The following is a 20730-nucleotide window of genomic DNA, read 5'->3' as shown; positions in this document are numbered from 1 at the left end:
TCGCCCAGGAAAAACCGCTCAAGATTCTGGTAGTTACCCAGTATTTTTGGCCAGAGAACATGCGAATCAACAACATGGTCGAAGGCTTTGTTGCCAAAGGCCACGAAGTGACTGTGTTGACAGGATTGCCCAACTACCCGGAAGGGCAGGTGTATGCAGACTTTTTGCAGGATCCAGCACGTTTTTCACACTATCAGGGCGCGAACGTCATCCGCGTTCCGATGTTGGCAAGGGGCAAGCGCAGCATCACGCTGGCCTTGAATTACCTTTCATTTTTTACCAGCGCATCGACGATTGGCAGCTACAAGTTACGTGGTCAGTCGTTCGATTCGATCTTTGTCTACGCCGTATCCCCGATCATGGCCGCGATCCCTGCGATCGTGATTGGCCGTCTAAAGAAGGCGCCGGTGTTTGTCTGGGTCCTTGATTTGTGGCCTGAAACACTGAGTGCGGTTGGTATTGTCAAACATCCGAAACTGCTTGGGCTCGTAGGCAAGATGGTGTCCTGGATCTACAACCGGACCGACTATCTGCTGCTGCAATCGCGCTCTTTTGACGAGAATGTCAGAAAGTACTGCACCCGATCCATATCGAGCGACCGGCTGGTGTACTTCCCCAGTTGGGCTGAAGATGACTTTTCCGGTGATGTGAGGGTCGCTTCTGACCTGCTCCAGCGTGACGATTCAGTCTTTACTATAGTCTTCGCCGGCAATCTCGGAGAGGCTCAGGATTTCCCAGCGATCCTGCAAGCAGCCAAGGCCCTGGAGCCAGACTTGCCAGTGCGCTGGGTGATCGTCGGCGATGGTCGGGCCAGTGATTGGTTGAAGGCGCACGTAACGGAGCATCAGTTGGACAATGTCCTTTTGTTGGGACGGCATCCTTTGGAAAAAATGCCGGCACTCTTCGCCGTTGCTGACGCCTTACTGGTTTCGCTCAAAACCAATGAAGTATTCGAAAAGACCATTCCGGGTAAGGTTCAGGCTTATCTGGCATCGGGCAAGCCGATTATCGCGATGATTGATGGTGAAGCAGCCAGGGTTGTCGTTGAGTCGGGTGCCGGCATGGCGTGTGGCTCTGGCGATGCATCGGGGCTGGCAGACATCGTGCGTACCATGGGCGGTTTGTCGGCGCCAGAACTCGAAAAAATGGGCCGCTCGGGCCGCGACTATTATCTTGAGCATTTTTCCAAAGTGACCTTGTTTGATCGCCTTGAGGCGCTATTCAGAAAGGCCACCCTGAGGCGCAGAGATCGTCGATGAAAAAAGTATTATTGACCGGCGCTTCAGGCTTTGTCGGTCGGGCTGTGCTGGAGAAGCTGCGACAGGATTCTCAGTTTGAATCCGTGATCGCAGTGCGTAAGGCTTGGCTTGACGTGCCAGAAAAAGTAAAGCTGGTTCAGGTCAATTCAATCGACGCGTTGACCGACTGGAACGAGGCTGTCGCCGGATGTGCGGTCGTCATTCACTGCGCAGCCCGTGTGCACGTGATGAGTGATACCAGCGCAGACCCATTGGCCGAATTTCGCAAAGTCAATGTTGAAGGTACGTTGCAGCTCGCCAGGCAGGCCGCTGAGGCGGGGGTAAAACGGTTCGTATTCGTCAGCTCCATCAAGGTCAATGGCGAGGGTACAGCCCTGGGCGCGCCCTACACGGCAGATGCAGAGCCAGCCCCGGCAGATCCCTATGGCGTTTCCAAAATGGAAGCCGAGCAGGCTCTGCGGCTGTTAGCTGCTCAAACCGGCATGGAAGTTGTCATTATTCGGCCAACGCTGGTCTATGGGCCAGGCGTGAAAGCCAATTTTCTCAGCATGATGCGCTGGTTGAACAAAGGCGTTCCTTTGCCTTTTGGAGCGATCAACAACCAACGCAGTCTGGTGGCTTTGGATAACCTCGTGGACCTCATTGTCACCTGTGTGGAGCATCCGTCGGCTGCCAATGAAACCTTCCTGGTGAGTGACGGAGAGGATCTTTCGACGACCCAATTGTTGCGTAGAATGGCGGTCGCTCTGGATGTCCCCGCGCGGTTGATACCGGTGCCTGCATGGGTACTCCAGTCCGGCGCATCACTGCTGGGACGCAAGGCGCTGTCCCAGCGTCTGTGTGGTTCATTGCAGGTCGATATCGGCAAAACCCAACGACTGCTTGGCTGGGTTGCGCCCGTTAGCGTTGATCAAGCCTTGTCGAACACCGCCCAGCATTTTTTGCGGCCTTGACGTGACGATGGGTCCAGAAGACCCGTCAGCGGCTGTACGAATTCTATCTATTGAATTGGCAAGACGCTGCTCGGAGCGCGGTTTGCACGAATTCTGTTTTAGGAACTAAATCTCTAATGGCCATCTTTGTGGTGCTCACCGCGGTGCTGATTGCATCGTTCTTACTGACATGGGTGCTACGGCGCTATGCACTGTCGCGTAGCCTGATGGATATACCCAATGGCCGTAGCTCGCACTCGGTGCCCACGCCAAGGGGAGGGGGCGTCTCCGTAGTGCTCGCCTATCTCGCGGCATTGGCGCTGCTGGCATCCGCCGGGATGATGCAGTGGTCTGATGCCGTGCCGTTGCTCGGTAGTGGCGCATTGATTGCCCTGATCGGTTTTCTGGACGACCACGGCCATGTGGCCGCGCGTTGGCGGCTTTTGGCGCACTTTTCTTCTGCGGGATGGGCGCTTTTCTGGATGGGTGGATTGCCGACCATTGAATTGATGGGGTTTGATCTGGACCTTGGCTGGCTTGGGCACTTATTGGCCGCCGTGTACTTGGTCTGGGTACTCAATCTCTACAACTTCATGGACGGCATAGATGGAATCGCCAGTGTTGAGGCAGTCAGTGTATGCCTGGGGGCTAGCCTGGTGTATTGGCTCACTGGCCACGACCAGATCATCTTGCCGCCAGTCGTCCTGGCGGTTGCCGTAATCGGTTTCCTATACTGGAATTTCCCGCCAGCGCGCATCTTCATGGGCGACGCCGGCAGCGGCTTTATCGGCATCGTGATGGGCGTGCTTTCCTTGCAGGCCGCCTGGGCCGCCAGCGAGTTGCTCTGGGTGTGGTTGATCTTGCTAGGCGTCTTCATCGTCGATGCGACTTTCACCCTGGGGCGGCGACTGCTTCGAGGAGATAAAATCTACGAAGCACACCGCAGCCATGCCTATCAGTACGCGGCTAGAAAGGCCGGACGTCATTTGCCGGTTACGCTGGCTGTGACGGCAATCAATCTGTTTTGGCTACTTCCAATCAGTATTTTTGTAGGATTGGGCTTCGATGGTCTAACCGCCCTGATTGTGGCCTATGCTCCGTTGGTACTATTGGCTATTAAGTTTCATGCGGGTGAGTTGGAAAAAGCGGGATAATGAATTGAGATTGTTTGGACATCTCGCTGCACATACAGGTAGGTACCGTTTTTTGCTGGCGGTACAAAGGACTGAGGTATAAAAAGGGTTTATGGTTAATTTACGCACCCGTTTGGTGGGCTTGCCGCGTAGGCAAAAACGCTTTCTGCAAGTCGCTACCGATATCGTGTTGGTCTGGGCTGCCCTCTGGTTGGCGTTTGTTGTGCGGCTGGGATTTGACGACCTCAACAATCCTTTCGTTGTCCACCTGTGGCTGTTCCTCAGTGCCCCTGTGATTGCTATTCCCCTCTTTATCCATTTCGGCATGTATCGAGCTGTAATGCGTTATTTTGGCAATGACGCGCTCATCGCCATCATCAAAGCGGTCAGCCTTTCTGCGTTGTTGCTGGCATTGGTGGTCTATCTGTACAGCAACCATCAGACAGTGGTCCCCCGATCAATCGTATTCAATTATTGGTGGCTAAGCATGGTCATCATTGGGGGGCTGCGCTTAGCAATGCGCCAATACTTTCTGGGAGACTGGTTCGCAGCTGCACAGCATGTACCCTTTACTAACCGTGATGATGGACTGCCCAAGGTGGTCATATACGGTGCAGGGGCAGCGGGGAATCAACTGGTGGCAGCACTGCGCCTTGGCAAGCTGATGCGTCCAGTGGCATTTATTGATGACGATAGTAGTATCACAGACCGCGTTATTTCAGGCCTGTTGGTCTACAAGCCAAAGCACATTCAACGCATGATCAACGAAACCGGCGCTGAAGAGCTGTTATTGGCGATTCCTTCATCAACGCGTGCTCGGCGTAGAGAAATACTGGGGTATCTTGAGGAGTACCCGTTGCACGTACGCAGTGTTCCCGGCTTCATGGACCTGGCTAGCGGTCGGGTCAAAGTCGACGATATCCAAGAGGTAGATATTGCTGACCTGCTGGGAAGGGATCCTGTTCCAGCCCAAAGTGAACTTCTCGAACGATGCATCAAGAATCGCGTAGTGCTAGTTACCGGCGCCGGCGGTTCGATTGGTTCGGAGCTCTGCCGCCAAATATTGACACTCGGTCCTACGCACTTATTGTTATTTGACCATGGCGAATACAACCTCTATTGCATCCTGTCTGAACTTGAGCAACGCGTTCAAGCTGAGGTCTTGAGCGTTAAGCTACTTCCCATTCTCGGGTCGGTTAGACATCCTGGGCGACTACTGGAGATTATGAAGACCTGGTCCGTTGATACGGTCTATCACGCTGCTGCCTACAAGCATGTACCCATGGTGGAGCACAACATTGCCGAAGGCATTCTCAACAACGTGATGGGTACTCTTAATACAGCGCAGGCAGCCCTGCAGGCAGGAGTCGAAAATTTCGTTCTTATTTCGACGGACAAAGCGGTAAGACCAACCAATGTTATGGGTAGCACGAAGCGTCTGGCGGAATTAGTACTGCAGGGCTTGAGTAGGGAGTTAGCGCCAGTTCTCTTCGGCGATGCATCGAACGTTTCGCGTGTAAATAAAACCCGCTTCACGATGGTTCGGTTTGGCAACGTCCTGGGCTCTTCAGGATCGGTTATTCCGTTATTTCACAAGCAGATCCAGGCTGGCGGCCCGCTTACGGTAACTCACCCGAATATCACACGCTACTTTATGACAATTCCTGAAGCGGCCCAATTAGTTATCCAAGCAGGGTCGATGGGGCAGGGCGGTGATGTCTTCGTACTTGACATGGGGGAGCCAGTAAAGATCGTGGAATTGGCCGAGAAGATGATTCATCTTTCAGGTTTGAGTATCCGTTCTGAAAAAAATCCTCATGGCGATATTCTGATTAATTTTAGCGGCCTCCGCCCAGGGGAAAAATTGTACGAAGAATTACTAATTGGTGACAACGTGGCCGCCACTAGACACCCAATGATAATGAGTGCCAGTGAAGAGTTTCTACCATGGGAGAGCTTAAAGAGTAGATTGCAGAGCTTATTGGCCGCAGTTGATGAAGGGGATTTCCCTCTAGTTAGGCAGCTGCTTAAAGGGACAGTAAGTGGTTATAATCCCGAGGGTGAAATCGTTGATTGGATGCACATTCAAAGACATCGCGAAGTATAAATGCTTGTTTCAACTGTAGGTAGGGCTAAAGTATAAAGTCGCAATTAACCCTTTAGAATATGGTTTTGTAAGGAACCATAGCCTCCTGTGCTGAGTATAAAGACACTACGAAAGATATCGCGGCAATTATAAGGTGTGTGAGGAATAGAAGTCTGTAACCTTTGATATTTGAGTAGTAAAAGGTTGAGAGTGCGGAGGCGAAGAGCACTGAAGCAATATTGAATACGCGTGTCCATAGTGCAAAGTTGTTAGGGAATAACAATATCAGTGTCGCTGACAGCATTAGCGATGTGGTCGCCAGATTTAGTATAAGTTTATTTTCAGTATTTGTGGGGCCGGTTACGGCTGGTTTTTCTTTACGCTCTAGCCAGCCTAGACTTACGGCGCAACATACGATATAAGCGCCAAATAGATAGGTTTTAAGGCTGAGGGAGTAGTCCCACACTGCATACTCCATCAGCTTTGACGCAAAGCGTGAGGGAAGTATCGACGACAGCAAACTGTAGGGGTCAGAGCCTAGATGTATCGAGGCGAGAAGCAGGCACGCGACAAGTATCCATAGGGAGATGTGTCTATAAGTGTTACGAACTAGGAAAGAGCAGAAGAACATTAGGGCGTAGAGCAGGGCGGAAATTTGAAAGCAGGCACTCAGTGCAAAAAATACATACATTAACTTTTTATTAGAAAGCCTTAGGTATGCCCACATTGCTATGAAGAACAAGCCGACGGCGATCGATTGTCTCACTGTGGAAAAATGCATATAAATAAAGTTATACGAAACGTATATCGTAAAAATGAAAATCCGATTACCTGGAAAGTAACTTGAAAGCAGGTAGGTGCACAGTGCACAGAACAAAGACGCAGTCAAGAAAACGAGTTCAATACCTCCGCCACAATATTTGATAGCATAGTTTAGGAAGAAAAATCCAAATTCGAAAGCTAGTTTGTAGTTGTTAGTTTGGAAGGAAGTAAAGAAGTCTTGCTCGACTGAAATGGAATCAAAGTAATCAGCGTACTGCGGCCAGTCCATACCCGTCTCAAACCTAATGCCTCCGAGAACACCGATAAAGATGTATAAGAGAAATGTCAGAGGCAGGTCGTTGCGAAGCGAAAACAGGCGCAATACGGCAATATAAATGATGATCAGATAGCCGAGCAAGTAGAAAGTCAATTTATAGTTTCCACAGTTTTTTGTTTAGTCTGAAACTGGACAGATATACAAATAGCCGAGAAATGTTCATAAATCGGTTTGGGCCGACAGCAAATAAAACTACTTTTAGAAGCTTGTTAATCGCTTGTAGTTTTCCTGAATGAGCCTTGGCATCTTCAAAGCCGGCTGGTTTGAAGTGTCCAGTACCTCTCAAAAGGTAGTTTTTCTTAGCAAACTGATAAACCGGACCGGTTGCGTCAAATGGATCGTGGTTGTTTGGGAAACTCTCAATGACACTAGCATAAGCACGTCTCAATGTAGGCGATATATAGTTGCCATCGCTCATGTAATCAAAGGCGTAGGGGGTGCTGGCCGGAATGAAGGAGAAATGCGTAAGTCGCTCTTTATAATAGAGGCTGACCTCTAACAAATCTTGCCTTTTTTTATCTCTGTCCGCAAAAGTTCGCTTGCTCAATAGTTCAGGGTTTTTTTCATCGAATGAACTGAAGTGGAAAAATATAAGCGGGAAATTGCCATTGACTGTATATCCACCTTGTCCATCGGATGATAAGGCACGCTCGTGGCTGTTCCAAAAAGCAACATTATAACCCAAGTTAAAAGATACGTGGAGCGTCGGAAAGAAGCAGGGTGCAATGCTTACCCATTTTTGGTCCGTTGAGAGCCCAAACTGAGTTTCAAAATAACAATGCTCAAGACAGCGTTCGTTCCACCATTGTAAAAATCGAACTGCTTCCGAAGTGCTCGAAACCGCATAGAAACCTAGGTTAAAGGAACCAAATCGTAGCATTCCAATGTCGCCATCGACGTGGGGGGTTATGTAGTGTGGAGTTAAAATGATGTCGTGACTATCCAATTCTCCCCATAAACCATCCAGAGTGCTGAATAAGCAAGTGTCGGGATCCAGAAAGACAACTTTGTCAAAATTTTCCAACAGGCTCAGGCTTATCCACGGCTTGAGGCTAGTGCTAAACTCGACAATGTCGTACTTAAAGGCATAATGCTGGATATTCTCTAAGCCGATTTCTTCAACCCAGTAGAAGTCGGCAAGTCCGGTAGGAAGATCTATCTCCACCTTACGATCAAATAGATAGATTTTTAATTTTGGTTGGCCAAACTTTATTAATGACTCTGCTAGAACCAATGCTTTGGACAAGTAGGCCAAATTGCAAACGGTAAAAATAGCGGAATGTTCGCTGGCCGTACCTTGTAAATCAGTCACGTTTAAATATCCCTAGTGTGTTAATCATTCTAACGGCGATCTGAGTGGCGCAATAAATCACCAGCAGCCTACCAATATTAGCTGCAAAACTGAACTGAGAGGTTTTCAGGGCTGAGAATATGAGTTTCAGGTTGGATGACACTGTGTCTTTTATTCTGGACCAAGAATAGGCACGCATTGAGTAGGTGCGCCCTGCTATATGATAACGTCTGTCGGCCTGTTCGGTCACGTGGTCGAAGCCTGGCGTATCACCACAGGCACCAATGCGGAAGCCGTGATTTAGGGAGTCAAGGCAAAGCTTGTAATCCACACCGTCGACAAAATATGTGCAGTCGAGCCAACCGAGGGCTTTGAGTTTTTCGAGAAAGTAAAGACTTCCGCTGTTAATCAAAAGAGGTACTTCTCGAACAAGTGCGGATCCTTCGGATTTAAAAGCGATTGCACTAAAATTCTCGTAGTTGATTATATTGCTTAGGTAGTTTTGCTCTATGTACAATAGCGTTTCGCTGTTAAATCCGGTGTCTTGATCGAAAAACAATAATGCCTTATGTCCATCATGATAGGCATTGGCCGCGACGGCTGAAATACCCACCGCCAGACCCAGATTCTTCCCGCAAGTGGAGTAATGTATCTTCGGATGATGTTTGGAGCATTCTCGTACGTTTGCGAAATCAGGAGAGTTGTCGAAAATATACACGTCAAACCCTTCGAGCGACAACAGTTCAAACCTGCGTATCAGCTCTATTCCTGCATGATATACGACGATACCCACTGCAATATTGCGAGTCATTCCAAACCTTTGATGTGAGAGATCTGGCAGGGTTTTTCCAATCTCATAGCTTGATCCATTCACTGTTTTCTTCATTCCAGGTTTTTATCGCTTTTGCGGGGCATCCCACGGCAATGACGTTGCTTGGAACATCTTTGCTAACGACGCTGTTGGCGCCGATGATAGCGCCGCTACCGATTACCGTGTTTGGGAGTACTACCACATTGTCCCCGATCCATACGTTGTCGCCAATGGTAACAGGACCGCTACTGGCAAGCTTTCGATCAATCGGGCGCTCGCTAGGGCTAGACTGATTTTCGCCAAAGTAAACACCGTGCGCATGATCGGTAATATGAATTTTACTACCTAAGAGAACATTATTCCCGATGGAGACCTTGTTGCAGCTTGCGATATGCAAATGATCGCTGGCAGAAAAATTTTCACCAATTTCGATAAAGGGCTCATAAACAAAGCTGTTGTACTGAGGGATAGCGTGTAACCATAGCCCGTCAGCGGCCCTGAAATTATTACCGAGTTTAATGTGTGCCATACCGAAAACCTTAGGCGCTCGCCCTAGGTAGGCTCGCCGTCCCGGGCTTGGAAAGGTTCGGAGGTAAATGACGGCTCTCCAAACCAATAAAAAGCGTCCCCATATCATCGGGATGATAAAGAGATGATGTTGTTTCAATTTTCTAAAATAAAATCGCACTTTTGTACTCTCGATTAATACTGACGGTAACTCAACTTATCAATGATCATGCTCGATTGAATGTCTGCGAAAAATCAGTAGATACATCTTGAGTGTTGCATTAAGAAAAAACTGAGGAATAAGAGAAATCAATATGACGATCCCCCAAGGGTAATCGATTGATAGCTTTAATGCATGCTTGAATTGCCGGCAAACTGAATAGCTCAATAGCCCGCGAGCACGCAGGGAAAGCAATCCCTTGACGGAAAAGGCGCCGGAAACTTTTCCGAAACTTTTACATGCTAAAAGCTTGCTATTAAGTTGATATCGAGGTGACAACGAGAAAATAAAGTTCACCCACTTCTCTACGCCTATCTCAAATATTTTTGGTGTGTGAGCCCAGCTTTTCTTAAGAAGACCTTTACTTTCTAACGATTGAATGGAAATGCCTTGTTCCCATCGAATCAAAGAATCCGCTTGAGCTGCGCGCTCTAATATAACGCCAGTCTGCATGAAGTATGAGCCTATGTAGCGAGAGAAGTCTGCGCTTGTTATAAGCGTCTTACTGTAGATAAGGCAACTCATACAGCTCATTATTCCACCAAGCTCTGTTAGTAGTAGATCAGGATTGTCATAATCAGTGCTTGGAGTCTGATTTTTTTTTATAAGATTAACTATTATTGCATCGTAGGTTTGTTCGCGGCTTTCTAAATTCAGAATTGATTCAATACCATGTTCAGGGATTTGTGACGTATCACCCAGCAGCCAAACATATTGAGTGTCGGGTGCTTTTAATGCTTTTTCAAAATTTTCGTCAGGACTAACAGTTGTATTATTGTTCAAACAATTGATGAGGCCGTACGTCGATTTCCATTTGTCCACCACATCTTGAGTATTATCGGTGGAAGCATTGTTTGATATAAAAATTTGTACATTGTGTCGCTGTGCCATAGGCACATGCACAGCAAGTGAGCGATCAAGAAAATCGGCTCGATTATAAGACGGAATTACAATGGAGAGATAGGGGTTGTAGGCCGGCTTCATTAGTGAGATCTCTTGAATTTTTTAAATATCCAGAATACCCAGGGAGTAACTAGGCATAGCGCTGTAAAGAATCCAAGAAATAAATAGTCGAAAGGGAGATATGTAGCAATTGCTAAGGTGGTGGCTGCAACGTACAGACCCTGAATCACGGACGTTGGGACCAGTGGCTCGCGTTTATGTGCTCTCATATAGACAGCCATTGAGTTAATCCACAATTGGATTAGCCATCCCAATGCCACCAGTGCTAGTGATGCTGGAGATAGCAAACGATTTGCTATAGGAGTGTAGCCCTTGAGGAGTTCGATGGCCGCGAATAGAGCCAGCATGCCGGAAGTGTATGTCAACGTTGCTAGAATTACGGAGTGCCTGAACGTATTGTTGAGGTTTGCGTAATCTTGTTGCGCTACGTACATATTCATTTTCGGAGTCTTTATTGCCACCCAAATATTTGAGATGCTAAAGAGCGCCATGCAGACTGCCATTGATAATCCGACTTGTCCTGCTTCTACGGCTCCGTAGAAGTGGAATGCTATAGGAGTGAAAATGGATAGGATAAAATAGCCACTAATCCAGCTGATGGCATACCTCCACATGAGAGGAAAAACTTCCTGCGCCCAAGGGTAAGAATTTTTTATTCCCATATGATAGAGTTGTCTAAGCATTTTTTCGTAGCGGCATCCAATTATAATCATGCCTATTACAGCCCCGGACATCAGGGCGATAGCCAAAGCGTAGAGTTCTACACCAAGATATAGCAGCAATGCAGTTGCGCTGAATACGCTGACGCTAATGTAGAAACGGATTTTTTGAACATCCCCTACGCTGTCACATCCCTCGATAAATGATAGCAGCATGCTGTTTATAAAAACCAAAACCGAGGCGACGCCATATATTAACCATGGCCACTGCCATTCAATATTTGATCCCTTGCTATTTAGAAAGTAATATCCTGCGCCAAGGACCAATGGGAAGACACCAATTGCCATTATGGTGGACCATTTAAGGGCAAACTTTCCGAGTGTTGCCAAACGTGCTAAGTTTTTTTCATCGCCTTCGAGTGTTCTATCTTTTTTGAATTTTAGGTTTGAAAATTCATGAGAAGAAAACAGTAGCAGTATGGAAGAAAATCCCATGTCTGCGAAAACGGCTAACGCCGCTAAGCTGATAAATGTATACCAGTATCCTTGCGCTTCTGCAGACAAATAAAGAGGAACTAATAACAATAACAGTGGCCCAGAAAAAAGTCTCCATAACTGATTAATCGCGGAATGGCGGACGTCGTAGCTTATCAGGTTTTTGAGTTGTATTATTTTCACGAGTGAAAGCGCATATTTTTAGCTCACAAGGAAGTTTATGCCGTGTCATCCAAAATGCAGGTGTTGTCCTATTATTTTCTCCGAAAGGACGCGCTGCAGATGCTTAGATGATTTTCAAGGTTGCCGTTTTATAGCAAGTTCTTTGGCCACCTCTATGATCAGACTTTCTTGGCCAGCAACAGCCTTGCGTTCACCCAGCCGAAAAAATATATCCCTAGGATCCACACCAAATTCTTCAGCTGCTCGCGTAACAGGTTTAACAAAGCCTGAGAAGACACCGGCAAGACCGCTAACGATAGAAGTTGGAGAAATTGTAGGCGCAATAAAATTCAGCTCTTTCTCCGCCAGGATGGCCGCGTCCAGAATCTTAAATAAGTTAATTCCGGTTTCATACCCTAATTTATGAAGCACACCAACTAATACCTCGAGTTGTGTATTACCTGCACCTGCACCGAATCCACGTATTGTACCGTCTAAAATGGTTGCACCCTCATTTGCCGCTGTGACTGAGTTGATCACGGCCATTCCAAGGTTATTGTGGCCGTGAAACCCTACGGGAATGGAAAGGCCATTTACCAAAGTACTGATGCGTGCTTTCACATCATCGACTAGCTGTGCTCCTGCAGAATCCATGATTACGATAGCTTGTGCTCCGTAGGACTCCATTTTCCTAGCCTCTTCGAGGAGTACTTCGGGCCTCGCCATATGGGTCATCATAAGTATGCCCCATGCCTCTTTGCCCGTTTCGCGAACATAACCAATGTGGCGTTGTGTCACGTCTGCCTCGGTGCAATGAGCGGCGATTCTAAATACGTCAACGCCCAATTCTACTGCTTTGCTAAGGTCTTTCTTGATGGTGCAGAATCCCGGGATGACGTGAATTGCCAATCGAGTATTAATAAGGTTAGCGCGCGCGACTCTGAATATCTCTTGGTCGCTCAGACGGCTTTCTCCGACGAGCATCGACGACCCACCGAGGCCGTTACCGTGGCCCACCTCAACAATCGGTACATTTGCGGCCTCTGCTGCCTTGCAGTAAGCCACGAACGCTTCCGGCCCCAATTTGTGCCCTACGGCGTGGTTGCCATCACGTAATGTCGGGTCGGTAATGAGAATGTGCTTAGGCATGTTGACGTTCCTTGACTTGTTCGGATGTCGCGATCATTTCCGCGACCGCAATAGCTGCGCAATTAATGATGTCTAAATTGCCCGCATACTGTGGCAAGTAATCTCCGTTGCCTACCACTTTGATAGTAGTCATTACTCGGTCCCCTTCAACTGTCGGAGGAACGATCAATGCGTATCCAGGAACATATTCCTTTAGTTTTGCGACCATCTGTTCCACAGAATCACGGATAGCAGGGATATCAGGATTGGTGATTTTGGCGTAGATAGTGGTCTGCATATCGATCGGTGGGTCAGCTGGATTCAGAATGAGAATGGCCTTGGTGCGTTGCGCTCCTGAAAATCGCATCAACGCATCCTCGGTGGTTTCAATATACTCATCAAGATTTGCCCGTGTTGCCGGTCCTGCGCTTAGAGATGCGATGCTGGAGACTACTTCGATATATTCTATGTCGGCGTGCACTGCGGAAATTGCATTGGCAATAGGGATAGAAGATTGCCCGCCGCAAGTAATCATATTGATATTTTTAGCACCATTATCAACACAGCTTTTTGCATTCAGCGCAGGAATACAAAACTCACCCAATTTTGCGGGTGTCATATCAATTACATATTTACCAAGTTTTCTGAGGATTTCCCAGTGATGCATATGAGCATGAGCTGATGTAGCATCAAAGACAATATCACATATATCAGGATCAGCTGATATTGCACCGATTCCTTGATCTGAAACGTTTATTCCTAGTGCTTTCGCCTGCTGAATTCCAACAGACTTTAGATTGCGGCCGGAAAATAGAGTGCATGACAAATGCTCCGAGCGCATGATTTTAATTAAGAGGTCAGATCCTATGTTTCCCGAGCCGATAATAGCTACTCGATATTTATGAGGAGGTTTCATCTGCCTGTCCTGTTGATTTGGCTGCATAATCCAGTTGAACTCCAAGGATCGCGGCTGACTCGTTTAAAATAGTATCTAATGAAGAGTGTTGAGGCTTGTATCCAAACTCGGCAGCTTTATGATAGTTCGAGTAATAATTAAGTTTGGTGCCTGTTGCATTCACTGAAACAGTTTGGTCACGTGTAACTGAATACAGGAGTCCGAGTTTTTCGGACATCTCTTTAAGGATTTCGTATTTGCTAGTTGGACGAACGCTATAACAGTCAACCGCGGTATTCATTTTGGGAGATTTTATTATGCAGTCAACCAAGTTGTAGAAGTCTTGCGGATGGATGAAATCACGATTCATATCTTGCGGTAATGTGTGCAAGACTTTGCCATCCCTGATCGAACGTACCACATCTGTAATAAAGAAACGGGCGTCAATATCTTGAGTCTGACTGAAGTAGTTAAAAACCCGGATGTCGACGATCGCCAGTGGCGCTGCAGCTCTATGACAAACTTCTGCATAGATTTTAGCAACTGAGTAATAGTCTTGATCGGTTATAAGATTTATCGGGATCGTAGCATTCGACTGGTTGGTTGCGGGGCTGTCGAATGCGCCGCCATAGACAGCGCCACTGGACAAAAACAAATATTTCCGATTCGGATATTTGTGCAGGTTTTTTAGTACCAGTTGATCATATTGCTGTGTAACTTCTAATATGCTCGCGCCCATGGATTTCGCTTTGGCAGGGTTTCCAACGCCGACAAAGTTTATTACGACATCATGATCTGTTTGCCCATAATTCTCATATGGAGCTACCTCTATAGAGGTTAGTCCTGTTTCTGATAGCCAGTCCTTTAGGTAAGTTAGATTGCGCCCAAATAATATAAGCTGATATTCATTTTTTGCCTTTGCAGAAAGAATAAAGTCTTTGGCTATCTGGCTGCTGGCGCCTAATACTGCAATTTTTTTCATATTGTAATTTCGGCAGCAGTCTGCAAAGTTAATTCTATGGCATGTCGTTTGTTTTTCATGACTAGCTCAAAAGCCCAAAGCTTTCGACTTATCATGCATCCCATGAAGCATGGCACTCTCCAGTTGATCGCGCGGGATCAGCGGCGAGAGGTCTTCCAATGGTGGGGATACCAGAGAGCCATCCTCCTTCACGATCACCGAGAGCTTCGGTGAGAAAAGTTGTTCAGGGTGCATAAATACTTCGCAAATGATGGGGCCGGTGGCAGCCTGTACTTTTTCCAGGGCGGAGTCCACATCTTCCCAATGGCGAATCTGGCAGGATGGAATACCAAAGCCGGTGGCCAGTTTCGAGAAGTCCGGGCAGGAAACACCTGAGGTCCGGTCGGTGCCTACGTAAGACCCCTTGAATAGCGAGTTTTGCGTATGTTTGATCATCAAGTAGCCGTCGTTATTGAAGATAAATAATTTGATCGGCAACTGGTGATGCACGATGGTCTGCAGTTCTTGAAGATTCATCATCATGCCCCCGTCGCAGTTGAGGCACATGACCTCACCACGATCAGTGGCGAAAGACACTCCAAGTGCGGCAGGGAGGCCGTAGCCCATCTCTCCCAGGCCAGTAGAGGTCATCAGACGCTGGCCTTCTTTCATGCGCAGCACCTGATGCCCGCACAAGAGTGCCGTGCCCATGTCTGTTACGACAATTTGGTTAGGTTTGAACGAGCGATTCAGACGCTCCATAAAGCGGTATGAGTTGATAAAGCCGCCTTTGTCCGCATGCTCCTCACCCACCCAAGGGAACTGTGATTCGTAGGCATCACACTGCGCAACCCACTGCGCCTTCGAAGGGATCTCCAACGATTCGAGGCGCGCGCTCAGTGCTTCCATAAATACGGCGGCATCACTGACGATGACTTCTTGGGTACGTGATGCATTCTTGGAGGCTTCATCACGGCTGATGTCTACCACGTCAATCCGAGCCTCACGAGCCAGCTCTGTCAAATCGTAGCCGACTTGTGGTATTGCCAATCGTGTACCGATGGCAAGTACGTAATCACTGTTTTGCAGGATAAAGTTCGCTGCACGCTGGCCGTAGACTCCGGCGCGCCCGAACACCAATGGGTGATCGGAGTCGATCATGTCAATGCCTGCCCATGAAACAAGACCCGGCGTACCAAGCTTTTCGAGTAAGGGGGCGATTCGCTTCTCGGCGCCTGCCAAGCGAATGCCATTACCCAACCATAAGAGAGGACGCTTGGCTTCGAGCAAAGCATTCACAACACTGTCAATTTGTGCCGCAACCTCGTTGCTAAGTGTTCTATCCGCCACGGGTGCATGGAATCGCGCCATTTCACTTGTCTGAATGCGGCTCGATTGTATATCCATCGGAATCTCGATCCAGGTTGGACCTGGTCGGCCTTCCAATGCGACATAAGCCGCTTTCTCGAGCTCGTAGACAGCCTGCTCCGGTAGGGTGACGCGTTGAGTGTATTTGCAGACCTGGCTTACCATCTGGCAAGAGTCGTATCCCTGTACGCCCCACATACGCAATGGGTTTTCCGGGAAGCAGTGCTTGGAGTGTTCGTTGCCAGCGATAATTATGCAAGGAATGGAATCCGCCCAAGCCGATACAACACCTGTGACGCCATTGGTCGAGCCTGCACCCGTGGTAAGCAGGGCGGCTGAGAGACGTCCATTCGTACGGTAGTAGGTTTGCACTGCCATGCAAGCGGCCTGCTCGTGGTGTACACATACGATTTCCGTGTAACCGCGGCGGCTTATGGCTTCAAAAAGATGAACATTACCTGCACCAATGATCCCGAACACATGAGTAATGCCCAGATTCTCCAGTGCTTCTGCGATTTGTTCACTTACTTTTATTTTTTCCTGCGCTTGCATTTGAAAACTCCATCGATGGACGCATCAGCCTGATCGATGACCAACAGCTGAGGTTCGAAAAATCTTGGTTAGGTTCTTATGCCCTTTTTGGCATTTGCTGGTCAATCAGCTTCCCGAATTCGAGTCGTGGGCGACACTCTCGTGCGTCGGGAATCAAGACTTCAATCAGCATCGGGCCTGGGGCCTGCAGAAATTGCATAATTGAAGTCCGAAACTCAGTATCTTCGCTGATGACTTTGGCGTTGATTCCGTATGCTTCGCCTATTGCCTTGAACTGGGACGTGTAGCCATTCCAGTAAGTCGAGGAGGTTCGACCCTCGAAATACATTTCCTGGAACCCGTGTACCATCCCTAACGAGTGATTGTTCAGCACAATTATCAGTACAGGCAATTGGTCTCGCGCAATGACATCCAGCTCTTGGATGTTGAGCTGGGCGCCGCCATCGCCCGTAATGACGATCACCGGCTTGTTGGCTGAGTGACACACCCCAATCGCCGTCGGAATTGCAAAACCCATTGCACCCAAACCGCCGGAATGGTGCATAGATTGATTTTTGCTCAGCCTCAACGTATGCGCGGCCCACATTTGGTTGTTGCCTACGTCGGCGACATAGTCGAGCGCATGAGCGGCAGTGAGCGCATTCAGGGCTGAGAAGATTTTGAAGGGACTGAATATCCAGTCAGTGTATTCATCTACAAAATTCTGATTGAAATGGGCTTGCAGTTCTGTGGCCCACGTCGCACACATAGGGTTTTTGAGGGAATCCGAAAGAGGGAAGTTTGCGAAAAAAGCGCTTAACTCCATTTGAACGGAGTCCGTTGCTTTTACGCGATTATTCAGTTGTCCCTCCATCAGATCAATCTGAATAATCTCGGCATTTCGAGCAAAGTCATCAGGTTGAGCGCCTGTCTGTCGCACATCCAAGCGGCTGCCCAATACCAGTAAAAAATCGCAATTTTGTACGGCATAGTTAGCGGTTCTGGTGCCATAAGCCCCCAACATGCCCATGTAATTCGGACTTTCTTGTATCTTTTCTGCGCCTTTCAAGCTTGCGACGAAAGGTATTCCAGACATCTCAAGCTGATTTTTCCACTGCTTGAAATTACGCGAATTGACTGCACCTCCGCCAAGCAAAATCAGAGGTTTTTTTGCGATCTTCAGTTTGCTTTTAATCGCCTCTAAATCGGATACACAGACTGTTTGCGTGGTCGATTTTCTTTGCGCGCTCAAAATGGCGTTTACTAAAGAGTCATCAATTTCGACTTTCTGAAGATCCATAGGGATATCCAGCAACACGGGGCCGGGACGTCCTTCTTTGGCTATATCGATTGCCTTCTGCAGGCAAGGGAGTAGCTCTTCGATATGCGTGACTTGGTGAGCATATTTAGTGATGCTGCTGACGAGGGCCACGCTGTCGAGTTCCTGAAAACCTTGCTGGCGAATGTTTCGATCGCCTTTGAGTTCGTAGGTATTTACCTGTCCGGTAATGAAGATGCATGGATGACTGTCAAGCCAGCAATCAGCAATACCCGTTATCAGGTTGGTTGCGCCCGGTCCGCTGGTGCCTAATGCAACCCCGAGCAGTTCGTGGTGTGTTGCGCGCGCGACTGCCGCCGCCGCAAATGCAGCCGCTTGCTCGTGATGCACTGAAACAAGGGAAGTCACGCCTAGTTGGTTGATGCTATCAACCAGGTGCGTAATCATCCCCCCGATCAGCTCGTACCCGTACAGAACCTTGTTCTGAGCGAGTACCAGCGCCACGGCGTCAGACGCTTTCATTGTTTAGAAACCAATCCCGAAAAATTCTTCCAGTTTCTCACCGACAAAATCAAAATGCTCTTGCCCCAGTGATGGCTGGACGCCAAGCCAGAAAGTCTGATTCATGGTGCGATCGGTGTTCGTCAGTTCGCCAACCACTCGATACTCCAGGTTCTGGAAATAAGGTTGACGTGTCAGGTTGCCGGCGAAAAGCAGGCGGGTGCCAATTTTGTGCTGATCGAGGTACTTGAGGAGGTCGACACGGTTCACGCCGCTGCTTTCTTTCAATGTCACCGGGAAGCCAAACCACGACGGGTCGCTATTGGGAGTAGCCTCGGCAATCTCAAGAAACTCGGATAGGGTCGACAGACGCTCCTTGAGCAGTTTGAAGTTGTGTTTGCGCGTATCGATGAAATCCTGGGCGCGTTCAAGTTGGGCAAGGCCACAGGCAGCCTGCATGTCAGTAATCTTCAGGTTGTAACCCAAGTGCGCATAGACGTACTTATGGTCATAACCTTGAGGCAGGCTACCGTATTGCTGGCCAAACCGATCGCCGCAGGTATTGTCGCAACCAGGAGCGCAGTAGCAGTCACGACCCCAGTCGCGGAAAGACTCTGCAATCACTTTGAGCATTGGATTGTTGGTGAATACCGCGCCGCCTTCGCCCATGGTGATGTGGTGCGCAGGGTAGAAACTGAGTGTCGCGATATCGCCGAAGGTACCTACCAGTTTGCCATCATAGGTCGCCCCCAAGGCATCGCAGCAGTCTTCAACCAGCCACAGATTGTACTTTTCGCACAGTGCCTTGACCTTCCCGAGGTTGAACGGATTACCCAGGGTGTGAGCCAGCATGATTGCCTTGGTTTTAGGCGTGATGGCGGCCTCGATCAAGTCGGCATTGATGTTGTGGGTTGCCATGTCGACATCGACGAAAACCGGGACTGCACCAAACTGGACGATTGGATTGACTGTTGTCGGGAATCCAGCTGCGACGCCTATGACTTCGTCGCCCTTTTTGATGGCTCGTTCACCCAGCTTGGGTGAAGTCAGCGTGCTGAAGGCAACCAGGTTTGCAGAAGATCCCGAGTTGACCGACAGCAGAAATTTCACACCGAGGAACTCAGCGAGTTTTTTCTCGAACTCGGCATTAAAGCGGCCGGTGGTCAGCCAGCCATCCAGGGAGGCCTCGACCATCAGTTGCAGCTCACGGGCCCCGATTACCTTACCTGATGGTGGGATTACGGTTTCGCCGGCCACGAACGGCTTGCTCGCCAATGCGACGTTTGCGTATTGCTCGACGAGCTTGCTGATTTCCTGGCGGAGCATATCGGGTGTCATGAAGGTTCCTGCTAAAAAATAAAGTTAGTTGCTGCTGGTGTGCATGGCGAGAACGTAAGCGCTTATTTCTTCCAGGCAGTGGGCCTGAATATCGTCGCCGCTCAACCATGCGCGGTGCCATGTGACAATCCGGGCGAGCGTGGTTTCCAGGCTCCAGCTCGGTGACCACTGTAAACGGGCACGAGCCTTTGAAATATCCAACTTGAGGTAATTTGCCTCATGTGGCTGTGGATCTTCATCCAGTTGCCAGCGGGCGCCTGCGCCCCAGGTCCGAACCATTTGGTCGAGAATCCACTCAACAGGTCGCGCATCTTCGTCCCGAGGACCGAAATTCCAGCCCTCGGCAAAGCGATGCCCGTGGGTCCAGAGATGCTCGGCCAACACCAGATAGCCGCTCAGCGGCTCCAGCACATGCTGCCATGGGCGCGTAGCCCTAGGGTTGCGTATTGTGACGGCTTTACCCTGTTGGAAGGCACTAAGGATATCAGGGATAAGCCGATCTTCAGCCCAATCTCCGCCGCCAATTACGTTGCCAGCACGGCCCGAGGCCAATGCCGCTCCTTGGGGATCGCTGAAGAACGATTTGCGATACGCACTGGTGATCAGTTCAACACAACCTTTGCTGTTGCTGTACGGGTCATGTCCGCCCATGGGCTCGTCTTCACGATAGCCCCATTCCCATTCACGGTTTTCGTAGCACTTGTCAGTGGTGACGTTGACGATTGCACGAAGGTTGGGGCACTGACGTGCGGCCTCCAGAACATGCAGGGTCCCCATCACGTTCGTCGAATAGGTTTCCACCGGTTGGCGGTAGGACAGGCGAACCAGCGGTTGAGCCGCCATGTGGATCAGCACATCTGGATTGAAGCTGGTCATGCTTAGGGTTATGGCTGCCAAGTCGCGGATGTCACCTTGTTCAGACTCCATGCCATCGGCGACCCTCGCCTCGACGAAAAGGGCAGGGTGTGTCGGAGGTGCCAATGCAAAGCCCTTGACCTGCGCGCCCATGCTGGTCAGCCAAAGAGATAGCCAGCTACCCTTGAAGCCGGTATGACCCGTCAGGAACACTTTTTTGCCTTGCCAAAAGGCGGGGGAAACCGTCGACTTCATAT

The 20730-nt window shown here is 49.0% G+C and carries 17 protein-coding genes; 4 read left to right on the top strand and 13 right to left on the bottom strand.

The annotated features are described in order from the left end of the window. Positions 1-59: 59 nt before the first annotated feature. The 4 genes from CQ041_RS08605 to CQ041_RS08590 all read left to right on the top strand — a co-directional run bounded on the left by CQ041_RS08605 (position 60) and on the right by CQ041_RS08590 (position 5431). Positions 60-1259: a glycosyltransferase family 4 protein gene (locus CQ041_RS08605; RefSeq protein WP_105522585.1), complete on the top strand. Its 1200-nt coding sequence runs from the start codon at positions 60-62 to the stop codon at positions 1257-1259. Next, complete coding sequence (locus CQ041_RS08600; RefSeq protein WP_105522375.1) at positions 1256-2212, top strand: SDR family oxidoreductase; 957 nt, start codon at positions 1256-1258, stop codon at positions 2210-2212. Before CQ041_RS08605 ends, CQ041_RS08600 begins: the two co-directional genes overlap by 4 nt. Positions 2213-2328: 116 nt before the next feature. Next, on the top strand, positions 2329-3345 hold the full coding sequence (locus tag CQ041_RS08595) for a glycosyltransferase family 4 protein (RefSeq protein ID WP_105522374.1): 1017 nt from the start codon (positions 2329-2331) through the stop codon (positions 3343-3345). A 91-nt stretch (positions 3346-3436) separates the two neighbouring features. Next, positions 3437-5431, top strand: coding sequence for a nucleoside-diphosphate sugar epimerase/dehydratase (locus CQ041_RS08590; RefSeq protein ID WP_105522373.1), 1995 nt, complete (start codon positions 3437-3439; stop codon positions 5429-5431). Positions 5432-5483: 52 nt separating this feature from the next. Here the strand turns inward: CQ041_RS08590 and CQ041_RS08585 are convergent, their stop codons facing one another. The 13 genes from CQ041_RS08585 to rfbG all read right to left on the bottom strand — a co-directional run bounded on the left by CQ041_RS08585 (position 5484) and on the right by rfbG (position 20728). Continuing rightward, positions 5484-6602 (bottom strand): EpsG family protein, encoded by a 1119-nt coding sequence (locus tag CQ041_RS08585; RefSeq protein WP_105522372.1) that lies wholly within the window; start codon positions 6600-6602, stop codon positions 5484-5486. 1 nt (position 6603) lies between these two features. Beyond that, entirely contained in the window at positions 6604-7821 is a 1218-nt protein-coding gene (locus CQ041_RS08580; RefSeq protein WP_105522371.1) for a hypothetical protein, read from the bottom strand. After that, positions 7814-8686, bottom strand: coding sequence for a hypothetical protein (locus tag CQ041_RS08575; RefSeq protein ID WP_256586764.1), 873 nt, complete (start codon positions 8684-8686; stop codon positions 7814-7816). Before CQ041_RS08575 ends, CQ041_RS08580 begins: the two co-directional genes overlap by 8 nt. Continuing rightward, the gene (locus CQ041_RS08570; protein WP_256586763.1) at positions 8655-9140 is read right to left on the bottom strand and encodes a DapH/DapD/GlmU-related protein; all 486 of its coding nucleotides are present in this window, start codon (positions 9138-9140) and stop codon (positions 8655-8657) included. Before CQ041_RS08570 ends, CQ041_RS08575 begins: the two co-directional genes overlap by 32 nt. A 198-nt stretch (positions 9141-9338) precedes the next feature. Continuing rightward, positions 9339-10322 carry a glycosyltransferase gene (locus CQ041_RS08565; RefSeq protein ID WP_105522368.1) on the bottom strand — a complete coding sequence of 328 codons (984 nt, stop codon included), beginning with the start codon at positions 10320-10322 and terminating at the stop codon, positions 9339-9341. Next, a complete protein-coding gene (locus CQ041_RS08560) occupies positions 10322-11638 on the bottom strand; it encodes a hypothetical protein (protein WP_256586761.1) in 1317 nt (438 codons plus the stop codon). Before CQ041_RS08560 ends, CQ041_RS08565 begins: the two co-directional genes overlap by 1 nt. A 114-nt stretch (positions 11639-11752) precedes the next feature. Continuing rightward, a complete protein-coding gene (dmpG, locus tag CQ041_RS08555; protein WP_105522367.1) occupies positions 11753-12766 on the bottom strand; it encodes a 4-hydroxy-2-oxovalerate aldolase in 1014 nt (337 codons plus the stop codon). After that, positions 12759-13661, bottom strand: coding sequence for an acetaldehyde dehydrogenase (acetylating) (locus tag CQ041_RS08550; RefSeq protein ID WP_105522366.1), 903 nt, complete (start codon positions 13659-13661; stop codon positions 12759-12761). The genes dmpG and CQ041_RS08550 overlap by 8 nt, the downstream gene beginning before the upstream one ends. Beyond that, positions 13645-14622 (bottom strand): NAD(P)-dependent oxidoreductase, encoded by a 978-nt coding sequence (locus CQ041_RS08545; RefSeq protein WP_105522365.1) that lies wholly within the window; start codon positions 14620-14622, stop codon positions 13645-13647. The genes CQ041_RS08550 and CQ041_RS08545 overlap by 17 nt, the downstream gene beginning before the upstream one ends. A 66-nt stretch (positions 14623-14688) precedes the next feature. Further along, a complete protein-coding gene (locus CQ041_RS08540; protein ID WP_105522364.1) occupies positions 14689-16521 on the bottom strand; it encodes a thiamine pyrophosphate-binding protein in 1833 nt (610 codons plus the stop codon). A 76-nt stretch (positions 16522-16597) separates the two neighbouring features. Beyond that, positions 16598-18301: a thiamine pyrophosphate-binding protein gene (locus CQ041_RS08535; RefSeq protein WP_105522363.1), complete on the bottom strand. Its 1704-nt coding sequence runs from the start codon at positions 18299-18301 to the stop codon at positions 16598-16600. 3 nt (positions 18302-18304) lie between these two features. Further along, positions 18305-19618, bottom strand: coding sequence for a lipopolysaccharide biosynthesis protein RfbH (gene rfbH, locus CQ041_RS08530; protein WP_105522362.1), 1314 nt, complete (start codon positions 19616-19618; stop codon positions 18305-18307). A 24-nt stretch (positions 19619-19642) separates the two neighbouring features. After that, positions 19643-20728, bottom strand: a complete 1086-nt coding sequence (rfbG, locus tag CQ041_RS08525; RefSeq protein WP_105522361.1) for a CDP-glucose 4,6-dehydratase — start codon at positions 20726-20728, stop codon at positions 19643-19645. Positions 20729-20730: the final 2 nt, after the last annotated feature.

It is taken from the genome of Pseudomonas sp. MYb60 (genome assembly GCF_002979555.1).
Classification (GTDB): domain Bacteria; phylum Pseudomonadota; class Gammaproteobacteria; order Pseudomonadales; family Pseudomonadaceae; genus Aquipseudomonas.
This window is presented reverse-complemented; position numbering and strand designations above follow the sequence as displayed.